The organism is Streptomyces sp. NPDC059037, from assembly GCF_042740015.1.
Classification (GTDB): Bacteria; Actinomycetota; Actinomycetes; order Streptomycetales; family Streptomycetaceae; genus Streptomyces.
In genome coordinates this window covers 5,003-13,631 of the sequence record NZ_JBHYIG010000267.1, presented here as the reverse complement: position 1 = coordinate 13,631, position 8,629 = coordinate 5,003, and the positions used below count along the sequence as shown (strand labels likewise).

General features: G+C 69.8%; 10 protein-coding genes. 4 read left to right on the top strand and 6 right to left on the bottom strand.

Going from position 1 to position 8,629, the window contains the following annotated elements; genetic code table 11:
• The 6 genes from ACFWY6_RS36740 to ACFWY6_RS36715 all read right to left on the bottom strand — a co-directional run.
• The coding region (locus ACFWY6_RS36740) for a hypothetical protein (protein ID WP_384699930.1) at positions 1 to 390 on the bottom strand (390 nt) is incomplete at its 3' end.
• On the bottom strand, positions 377 to 1,825 hold the full coding sequence (locus ACFWY6_RS36735) for a purine-cytosine permease family protein (protein ID WP_384699928.1): 1,449 nt from the start codon (positions 1,823 to 1,825) through the stop codon (positions 377 to 379). The genes ACFWY6_RS36740 and ACFWY6_RS36735, both read right to left, overlap by 14 nt.
• A gap of 49 nt (positions 1,826 to 1,874) precedes the next feature.
• Entirely contained in the window at positions 1,875 to 2,810 is a 936-nt protein-coding gene (locus ACFWY6_RS36730) for an ABC transporter substrate-binding protein (RefSeq protein WP_384699932.1), read from the bottom strand.
• A 20-nt stretch (positions 2,811 to 2,830) separates the two neighbouring features.
• A complete protein-coding gene (locus ACFWY6_RS36725) occupies positions 2,831 to 3,502 on the bottom strand; it encodes an ABC transporter permease (RefSeq protein WP_360770637.1) in 672 nt (223 codons plus the stop codon).
• Between the two features lies 1 nt (position 3,503).
• Positions 3,504 to 4,151: an ABC transporter permease gene (locus tag ACFWY6_RS36720; RefSeq protein ID WP_384699925.1), complete on the bottom strand. Its 648-nt coding sequence runs from the start codon at positions 4,149 to 4,151 to the stop codon at positions 3,504 to 3,506.
• On the bottom strand, positions 4,148 to 5,347 hold the full coding sequence (locus ACFWY6_RS36715) for an ABC transporter ATP-binding protein (RefSeq protein ID WP_384699923.1): 1,200 nt from the start codon (positions 5,345 to 5,347) through the stop codon (positions 4,148 to 4,150). Before ACFWY6_RS36715 ends, ACFWY6_RS36720 begins: the two co-directional genes overlap by 4 nt.
• A 152-nt stretch (positions 5,348 to 5,499) precedes the next feature.
• Between ACFWY6_RS36715 and ACFWY6_RS36710 the strand changes: the two genes are divergently transcribed.
• The 4 genes from ACFWY6_RS36710 to ACFWY6_RS36695 all read left to right on the top strand — a co-directional run.
• Complete coding sequence (locus ACFWY6_RS36710; RefSeq protein ID WP_384699921.1) at positions 5,500 to 7,071, top strand: aromatic amino acid ammonia-lyase; 1,572 nt, start codon at positions 5,500 to 5,502, stop codon at positions 7,069 to 7,071.
• Positions 7,068 to 7,901: a MurR/RpiR family transcriptional regulator gene (locus ACFWY6_RS36705; RefSeq protein ID WP_384699919.1), complete on the top strand. Its 834-nt coding sequence runs from the start codon at positions 7,068 to 7,070 to the stop codon at positions 7,899 to 7,901. The genes ACFWY6_RS36710 and ACFWY6_RS36705 overlap by 4 nt, the downstream gene beginning before the upstream one ends.
• A 67-nt stretch (positions 7,902 to 7,968) precedes the next feature.
• On the top strand, positions 7,969 to 8,223 hold the full coding sequence (locus ACFWY6_RS36700) for a hypothetical protein (RefSeq protein ID WP_384699917.1): 255 nt from the start codon (positions 7,969 to 7,971) through the stop codon (positions 8,221 to 8,223).
• Positions 8,202 to 8,629, top strand: a 428-nt coding sequence (locus ACFWY6_RS36695) for a type II toxin-antitoxin system VapC family toxin (protein WP_384699915.1), incomplete at its 3' end; no start/stop codon positions are given. The genes ACFWY6_RS36700 and ACFWY6_RS36695, both read left to right, overlap by 22 nt.

Genomic DNA, 8,629 nt, shown 5'->3' with positions numbered 1-8,629 from the left:
TTTTTTTTTTTTTTTTTTGGTTTTTGTTTTTTTTTGGTGGGTTTTTTTTTTTTTAAATCCCCCGCGGGCCCCCCCCCGCCCGGTCCTCGCGGCTTCCCCCCCCCCCCCCGCCGAGAGGGGGATCGCGAGGATCAGGGAGACGACGGCGAAGCCGAAGCGCTCGCCCCATGAGTCCACCGCGTTGTCGGGCGCGCGGGAGCCGCGGGCGACGACCATCTGCTGCTCGGCCATGTGCCGGCGCATCCGCCGGTCTATGGTGCCGTCCAGGCGCTGCTCGACCTTCCCGAGGAACGAGTCGACCAGCGCGGACTCATACTCTTCGCCTAGCTCCCTGCGGGCATGCAGAGTGGCGTCGAGTTCCTTCTTGAGTTCGGCGTCACGGGCTTCCATAGTTTTTTACGGTACGCAGCTCGGATGCCTCTGGCAGTGGGGCTATCCCCCCATTCTCATCGGGGTTCAGCCCTAGGGTGGCGCCGCGCCGGGCCAGCAGCCAGTACAGGACCGCCGGTACGACCAGGCCCACGATCCACGACACGTCCGCGCCGCCGAGCGGCTCGACCAGCGGGCCGGTGTAGAAGTGCGTGACCAGGAAGGGGAGCTGGGCGAGCAGGCCCACCCCGTAGACGACGAGGGCGTCCCAGCGCCATGCGCCGTACCGTCCCGCCGGGTCGGAGAGTGCCGGGATGTCGTAGCGCTCCTTCGAGATCAGGTAGTAGTCGACCAGGTTGATCGCCGACCACGGCGTGAAGAAGGTCAGCAGGAAGAGCAGGAAGTCCTTGAAGGACGTCAGGAAGCTGTCCTTGCCGAGGAGCGCCACCGTCGTTCCCGCGACCATGATCAGCGCGATGTACACCGCCCTGCCGCGCTGCGAGAGGACCTTCTGGCCGCGGAAGCCGCTGACGCTGGTCACCATCGACATGAAGCCGCCGTAGGTGTTGAGCACGTTGATGGTCAGCTTGCCGAGCGCGATCACGAAGTAGAGGAACGACGCGATCAGGCCGGTGCCGCCCAGGCCGACGACGTACCCGACCTGGTTGGCGAGGAACGCGTCGCCCGCGGTCGCCGCCACGAGGACACCGAACGTCATCGACCACTGCGAGCCGAGCGCGGACCCGGAGAGGGTCCACCAGAAGGTCGCCTTGCCCGACGTCGTACGCGGCAGATAGCGCGAGTAGTCCGCGACGTAAGGACCGAAGGCCAGCTGCCAGGACGCCGAGAGGGAGACGGCGAGCAGGAACATCGGCAGGTCGAAGTGCGCGTCGGAGAGGAGCGCGGAGAGGTCGACGCGGTCCAGGAGGCGGATGCCCAGGTAGACGAAGGCCAGCGCGCAGATCACGCTCGCGATCCGGCCGAGCGTGTGGATGACGCGGTAGCCGACCGCCGCCGTCACCGCCGTGACCACCGCGAAGATGATGATGCCGGTGGTGTCGTTCGTGTGCGTCAGCTCGGCCGTCGCCTGTCCGGCCAGGACGCTGCCGCTCGCGAAGAACCCGACGTACATCACGATGACCAGGAGCAGCGGGACGACCGCGCCCTTCACGCCGAACTGGGCGCGGGACTGGATCATCTGCGGCAGGCCCAGCTTCGGGCCCTGCGCCGAGTGCAGGGCCATCACCGCGCCGCCGAGCAGATTGCCGAGCAGGAGCCCGATGACGGACCACACCACGTCGCCGCCGAACACGACGGCGAGCGCGCCGGTGACGACCGCGGTGATCTGCAGATTGGCGCCGAGCCAGAGGGTGAACTGGCTGAACGCCGTGCCGTGCCGTTCGTCGTCGGGGACGACGTCGATGGAGCGCCGCTCCACCAGATCCTCAGCTGCCATGCCGCTCGACTCCCCTGCTTCCTCGTAAGTCCGCTTTTCCGTACGTGCGTTACTTCTTGGTCAGGCCGTGGCGCGCCGCCCAGTCGTTCGCGACGTCCTCCGGGTCCTTCTTGTCCTTGTCCACCAGGCGGTTCAGCTCGGTGAGTTGCCTGGTCGTCAGTACGCTCCCCAGGCGGGCGAGGGCACCCCGCACCGTCGAGTCGGCCTTGCGGTCGGCGATGAGCGGGACGACGTGCTGGCCGGGGATCAGGTTCTTCGGGTCGGTGAGGACCACCCACTTCTCGGCCGCGATGTCGGTGTCGGTGGTGAAGAGGTTCGCCACGTCCACGTCGCCCTTCTTCAGGGCGCCCTTCACCAACGGACCCGAGGAATCAAGGGACTTGAACTCCTTGAACTCCACGCCGTAGACGTCCTTGAGGCCGACGGCGCCCACGGTGCGCTTCTTCACCTCGGGGGCGGCGCCGATGACGAGCTTGCCGTTGTGCTTCGCCAGGTCGGCGAGGGACTTGAGGCCGTACTCGTCGGCGGTCTCCCGCGTGACGGCGAAGGCGTCGGAGTCCTCGGCCATCCCGTAGGGGAGGATCTGCAGTCCGCGCGGCAGCGCCATGGCGAGGGCGTTCTGCATCTCGCCCTCCTCGGTGGCCTTCGCCTTGGGGTCGAGGTAGTGCAGGAGCGCGCCCTGGTACTCGGGCAGCAGGTCGATGTCGCCGCCCTTGAGCGCGGGGATGAGGATCTCGCGGGTGCCGAGGTTGGGGCGGACGTTCGTCTTCACTCCGGCCGCTTCGAGGGCCGCGGCGTAGAGATAGCCGAGGACCTGGTTCTCGGTGAAGTTGGCGGTGCCGATCGTCACGCCGTCCTTGCTGGAGCCGCCGCCCCCGCCGCCGGCGCCCTGGCCGTCGAGGGAGGTGATGCCGCCGCTGCAGGAGGCGAGCACGGGCACGGACGCGGCGGCGAGCAGTCCGCCGAGGAGATTTCTGCGGTTGATGGGAGACATCTGGCTTGCTCCTAGGCCGACTTGGCGGGGCGGTGACGGAAGAGGGCGCGCTGCAGTGCGGAGAGCGCGAGGTCGAGTACGACGGCGACGACCGCCACCAGCACGGCTCCGCCAAGGACTTGGACCAGGTCGCGCTGGGCGAGCCCGTCGAAGACGTACCGGCCGAGCCCGCCGAAGGAGACGTACGCGGCGATGGTGGCCGTCGCCACGACCTGGATCAGCGCGAGCCGGAGCCCGGTCATGATCAGCGGCATGGCGAGGGGGAGTTCGACCTGGAAGAGCACCTGGTGCCAGCGCATGCCCTGGCCCTTCGCCGCGTCCTTCACCTCGCGGTCGACGGCGGTCATCCCCGCGTAGGTGTTGGTGACGATGGAGGGCACGGCGAGCGCGACGAGCGCGATGTAGACGGGCCACATGGAGAGCCCGCTGGCGAGGAAGACGAGCACGACGAGGCCGACGGTGGGCAGCGCCCGGCCGAAGCTCGACAGGTTGATGGCGAGGAAGGCGCCGCGCCCGGTGTGCCCGATGAGCAGGCCGAGCGGCAGCGCGATCGCGGCCGCGATGAGCGTGGCGAGCAGCGAGTACTGGAGGTGCTCGGCGAGGCGGTGCCCGATGCCGTCGGGCCCGGCCCACTGGTCGCCGCTGACCAGCCAGGCGCCGAGGTCCTTGAAGAGTTCGTACATGTCACGCGCTCCTCTTGCGGCGGGTCCAGGGCGTCAGGACGTACTGGAGGGTGACGAGCAGCGCGTCCGCGACGAGTGCGAGGAGCAGGGTCAAGGCCACGCCGACGATGACGGGGGTCGGGAAGTTGCGCTGGAACCCGTCCGTGAAGAGCTGTCCCAGACCGCCGTCGCCGATGTACGTCGCCACGGAGACCAGGGAGATCGCCATGACGGTGGCGATCCGTACGCCCGCCATGATCACGGGCAGGGCGAGGGGGAGTTCGACGGTGAGCAGGGTGCGCAGCGGGCGGGTGCCCATGGCCTTCGCGGCTTCCTTCGTCTTGGCCGGTACGGAGTCCAGGCCCTCGACGGTGTTCCGCAGGAGCACGACGAGCGTGTAGATCGTCAGGCCGATGACGGTGGTGGTGCGGGTGAGCCCGCTGACCGGCAGGAGCAGCACGAAGACGGCGATGGACGGGATGGTGAACAGGACGTTCGACAGGCCCAGGAGCAGTCCGCGCAGGGGGCGCACGCGATGCGCGACGACGGCCAGCGGGAGCGAGATCAGCAGGCCGAGCAGTACGGCGGTGAGGGCGGCCTGGAGGTGCGAGAGCGTGAGGGTGGTGAGGTCGCCGGTGTGGTCGGATATCCACGACCAGTCGATGGTCATGCGGGGCGCTCCGCTGTGGTGGGGGCGGAGTCTGCGTTCGTGTCGCCGGTGCCGCTGGTTTCGCCCTCCGTGCGCGGTCCCGTCTGCCCCGGGCTCTTCGTCGGCGGGTGCGGGTCTTCTTGGGTTGCTCGCGCAGTTCCCCGCGCCCCTGAGGGGGCGGCTGTGCGGCCCTGTTCGTGGGCCGTGCCCGCGTGGTCGTGGATGTCGTCTCGGGATGTCACGCCCGTCAGGACGCCCTTCGCGTCGACCCGCGCGACCAGGCCGCTGGGTGCGGCTATCGACTCGTTGAGGGCGGAGAGCAGCGAATCGGTGTCGCGCAGGGGGCGTACGGGGACGTCCGCGGCCTGTGCGTCCTTGTGCCGCCAGGCCAGCGGGGCTCCCGCCGCGTCCAGGCGCAGCGTCCAGGCGCCGCCCTCGGGGGCCGGAGCCTGCGGGACCTCGGTCAGTGTCGTCAGGGAGAGCAGCTTGAGGCCGCGTTCGGCGCCCAGGAAGTCGGCCACGAAGTCGTCCGCCGGGCGGGCCAGGAGTTCGGCGGGGGACGCGCACTGGACGAGATGGCCGCCGGTGCGGAAGACGGCTATCCGGTCGCCGAGCCGTACGGCCTCGTCGATGTCGTGTGTGACGAAGACGATGGTCTTGTTCAACTCCCGCTGCAGGCGCAGGAGTTCGTCCTGGAGCTGGGTGCGGACCACCGGGTCCACCGCGCCGAAGGGCTCGTCCATGAGCAGCACCGGCGCGTCCGCGGCGAGCGCGCGGGCCACGCCGACGCGCTGCTGCTGGCCGCCGGAGAGCTGGTGCGGGTAGCGCTTGCCCGCGTCGGCGGTGAGGCCGACCGTCTCCAGGAGTTCGGCGGCCCGCGCCCGCGCCTTCCTGCGGCCCCAGCCGAGCAGCAGCGGCACCGTGGCGATGTTGTCCAGGACCGTGCGGTGCGGGAAGAGCCCGGACTGCTGGATCACATAGCCGATGGAGCGGCGCAGTTCGGCCGCGTCCTGGCGCAGGACGTCCTTGCCGTTGACCTTGATCGTCCCTGAGGTCGGGTCGACCATCCGGTTGATCATGCGGAGCGTCGTCGTCTTGCCGCAACCGGAAGATCCGACGAGGACGGTCACGCCGCCTTCCGGCATCTCAAGTGTGAGGTCGTGGACCGCGGTTGTGCCGTTCGGGAAGCGCTTGTGGACCGTATCGAATTGGATCATGAGGAGTCCCTTGCCCGGCTGTATATCGTCATGCAGAGTTCTCGTTGACTGAATAGATTGTCAATAGCTTGTCCACGCCCCGGCGTAAATCGCTGGTTACGAGTGATCGCAGGGCAAGACGGAGCGTCCGGGTTGAGGAGGAATTGCGAGTGATGTCGTCTCATATCGCGGACAGGGCGACCGGCAGGGCGTCCGACGGCAGCGGCTCGGTCGTCGTCCTGGACGGCCGCGGACTGATGGTCGCAGATGTCGTACGGCTGGCCGAATCCACCGCAAAGCCCGTTCCGGGAACGGACGGGATGAAGCGTGTGGAGGACTCGTGGAACGCCGCACGGGAGATCGCGTCCTGGGGTCGCGTCTACGGCCGCTCCACCGGGGTGGGCGCCAACCGGAATGAGTCCGTGCCGACCGAGGCGGCCGCCGACCACGGCCTGCGGCTGCTGCGCAGCCATGCCGGAGCGATCGGCGACGAGCTGCCCGCACGGCAGGTCCGCGCGATGCTCGCGGTCCGCGCCAACCAGCTCCTTGCCGGCGGCGCGGGGCTGCGCCCGACCGTCGTCACGGCGCTCTGCGAGGCCCTGGAGACGGGCGCGTACCCGAAGGTCAATGAATTCGGCTCGGTCGGGACCGGCGACATCGCGGCCCTCGCCCAGATGGGCCTCGCGCTCGCGGGCGAGCACCCCTGGCAGGGCACCGGGGCGGCCCCGGCCCCCCAGCCCCTCGACAACAACGACGCCCTCGCCCTGATCAGCAGCAACGCCCTCACCCTCGGCCAGTCCGCGCTGGCCCTGCACGAACTGCGCGGCCTGATCGCGGCCACGCAGGTGGTGGCGGCGCTCTCCCTGATGGCCGTCGACGGTTCGTACGAGGCATACGCGCTGCCCGTCCACGAGGCGCGCCGCCACGCGGGTTCGTACGCGGTCGCGGAACGCATGCGGCTGATCCTCGGCGCACCGGACCGCCCGACCCCGCCGCTCGGCCGTATCCAGGACCCGTACGGCTTCCGCTGCGTCCCGCAGATCCACGGGCCCGCGCACGACGCGGCGGACGCGCTTGATGGCGTCCTCACGGTCGAGATCAACGCGGCCGCCGAGAACCCTCTGATCTCACCGGACGACATGGCGGCGTACCACCACGGCGGCTTCTATCTGGCCCAACTGGCCCTGTCCCTGGACCACTTCAGGCTGGCGATGACACAGGCGGCCCGCCTCTCCACGTCCCGCCTTTCGACCCTGAACGAACCGGCCTTCACCCGCCTGCGCCCCTTCCTGGCGGACGGCGAACCGGCCTCCTCGGGCGTGATGATCCTTGAGTACGCGGCCGGGGCGGCCCTCGGTGACCTGCGGGCCTTCTCGGCGCCCGCGTCGCTCGGCCATGCCGTTCTCTCCCGCGGTGTCGAGGAGCAGGCCAGCTTCGCCTCGCTGGCGGCCCGCCAGACGCTGCGTGCGTGCGAGGCGTACCGGCTGGTGGTGGGCTGTGAACTGGTCGCCGCCGTCAGGGCGTTGCGCCAGCGCGACATGCGCCTGGACCCGGACCTGCCCGTCGGGCGGGCCTTCGAACTCGCGGACTCCGTCCTCGACGCGGAGCTCGCCGACCGCCCGCTGACGGATGATGTGACGGCGGCGGCCGGACTCCTTGACCGGTTCACCGAGTTGTGGGCGGGCCTGGGGGCCGGAGGCGGAACGGCCGTCGAGGGCCAGGGTGTTGTGAGGGGAACGGTATGAGTGACAGTCCTGCGGCGCGGCTGCAAGTGCTCTTCGAGGGACACCGGCTGACGCCCACGCAGCGGCGCATCGCGCACTGCATGGTGCGAAGGGCGGCGGACGTCCCCTTCCTCTCCAGCGTCGAACTGGCGGAGCTGGCCGGGGTGAGCCAGCCCTCGGTGACGCGGTTCGCGGTGGCGCTCGGCTTCGACGGATACCCGGCGCTCCGCAGGCACCTGCGGGAACTGTCACCCGCGGAGGAGGCGGGCGAGTCCTCCCTCAACGAGTACCAGCAGGCGGTCGAGGCGGAGATCGCGAACCTGCGGCACCTGGCGGAGGTCCTCGCGGACCCGGCACCGGTGGAGCGCGCGGGCCGGCTCCTCGCCGCGTCCCGCCCGCTCCCCGTCCTCGGCCTGCGGGCCGCCGCGTCCCAGGCGTACGGCTTCGCGTACTTCGCCTCGAAGGTCCATCCGGACGTACGCCTCCTCGACGAGGGCGGCACGATGCTGGCCGACCGGATCGACGCGGCGGTACGTGCGGGCGCCTCGACGCTGCTGTGCTTCGCCCTGCCGAGGCATCCGCGCGAGGTGGTCGACGCGCTGGCCCACGCCCAGTCGGCGGGCCTGACCGTCGTGACGGTGGCCGACTCGGCGTTCGCCCCCGTGGCGGCCCACTCCAACCTCCTCCTCCCGGCGGCGGTGGGCACAGGCCTCGCGTTCGACACGGCCTGCGCCCCGATGCTCCTGGGCCGCGTCCTCCTGGAGGCCATGTGCGACGGCCTCCCGGATGCGCAGGCGAGGCTGGAGGAGTTCGATGCGGGGGCGGCGGCGCGGGGGCTGTTCGTGGAGTGATCGCCTCGTTCGGGTGAACGGGTCGCGGCCCGTGCCGGGCGCCGTTGTGGCGGCGTAGGCTCGAAATATGACCGCAGCAGAGGACTATCAGCACCTCAAGCACCTGATCGACAAGCTGCCACCGGAGAAGTTGAGGCATCTCCGGGTCGTCGTCGACGCCGATCCGGAGATCGCACCCTTCGTGAGCGACGCGGACGTTCTGCCTCTGGCGATCGAGCGGCCGGGCTTCGCCGCGTTCGCGGGCATGGGGCGGTCGGGTCACACGGACACGGCACGGAGGCATCGTGAGCTGACCGCGGAGTGGAGCGACGAGACCCGGTGAAGTGCCATCTCCTGGACACAGGCGTCCTCTACGCAGTCGCTGATGAGGATGACGACGATCACACGCAGTGCGTGGCGCACGTCAGCTCCCTGCGTGGGCGTCTCCTCGTGCCCGCTCCAGTCGTCGTCGAAACCGCCCAGCTCATCGAGCGGAGACTCGGCCCCGACAACGAAGCCGTGTTCCTCGACCTGTTCGCGGTCGGAACCCTGGAGGCGGTCGAGCTTGCCGCCGAAGACTATGTACGCATCGCCGAACTGGTCCGCAAGTACGCCGACTTCCCGCTCGGGACCGTAGATGCCTCCGTCGTCGCCGTGGCCGAGCGTCTGCGCCTCACGGAGGTGGCGAGCCGCGGCCCCCCCCCCATCACCCCCCTCCGGCCACACCACGCCCACACCTACTCGATCCA